The organism is Pseudoxanthomonas sp. CCNWLY206-1, from assembly GCF_039710385.1.
Classification (GTDB): domain Bacteria; phylum Pseudomonadota; class Gammaproteobacteria; order Xanthomonadales; family Xanthomonadaceae; genus Pseudoxanthomonas_A.
The window spans coordinates 1,428-2,527 of sequence record NZ_JBDKXI010000016.1 but is presented as its reverse complement, the minus strand read 5'-3'; the positions used below and the strand labels follow the sequence as shown (position 1 = coordinate 2,527).

The window sequence follows — 1,100 nt, the reverse complement described above, 5'->3', positions numbered from 1 at the left end:
ATCGCGGCGATTGCGGTGTCGGGCCAGCAACACGGTTTCGTCCCGCTGGATGCCGAGGGCAACGTGCTGGCGCCCGCAAAACTGTGGTGCGACACCAGCAGCAGCGCCGAATGTGGCGAGATCATGGACGCGGTCGGCGGCGCGGCGCGCTGTATCGCACTGTCCGGCAATCCGATCCTGGCCGGCTACACGGCCTCCAAGCTGCCGTGGACGCGCAAGCATCGCCCGGAGGTGTACCGCGATCTGACGACCATCCTGCTGCCGCACGACTACCTGAACTACTGGCTCACCGGCGAACGCTTCATGGAATACGGCGACGCCTCCGGCACCGGTTGGCTGGACGTGCGCACGCGCCAATGGTCGAAGGAACTGCTGCAGGCGATCGATCCGCAACGCGACCTGTCGCAGTGCCTGCCGCCGCTGGTCGAACTGGGCACGACCTTCGCCATACTCCCGAGCGTGGCCGATGAACTGGGCCTGCCGCCCGGCATCCGCGTAGCGGTGGGCGGCGGCGACAACATGATGGCGGCCATCGGCACCGGCGCGGTGGTGCCGGGCCGGTTGTCGATGAGCCTGGGTACGTCGGGCACGCTGTTCGCTTACTCGGATACCCCGGTGATCGATAACGACGGCGCGTGGGCCGCGTTCTGTTCTTCCTCCGGCGGCTGGCTGCCGCTGATCTGCACGATGAACTGCACGGTTGCAACGGAAACCATCGCCCAGCTGTTCGGCTTCAGCACGCGCGAAGGCGATGCGCGCATCGCCGCCACACCGCCGGGCGCCGACGGGCTGACGATGCTGCCGTTCCTCAATGGCGAACGCACGCCGGACTTGCCGCTGGGCAAGGGCGTGCTGGCGGGGCTGGACCCGCACAACATGAGCGAGGCGCACTTCTACCGCGCGGCGATGGAAGGGGCGACCTACAGCCTGAAGTACGGCTATGACGCGTTCGTGCGCGCCGGCATGGCGTTCGACCGCATCGTGCTGACGGGCGGCGGCAGCAAGAGTGCGGCCTGGCGGCAGATGGTGGCCGATGTGTTCGGCTTGCCGGTGGATGTGCCGCAGCAAGCCGAAGGCGCCGCATTCGGTGCCGCCTTGCA

General features: G+C 67.9%; 1 protein-coding gene. It reads left to right on the top strand.

Features of this window, described 5'->3' with window-relative positions:
* The coding region (xylB, locus tag AADW18_RS19545; RefSeq protein ID WP_337345085.1) for a xylulokinase at nt 1-1,100 on the top strand (1,100 nt) is incomplete at both ends.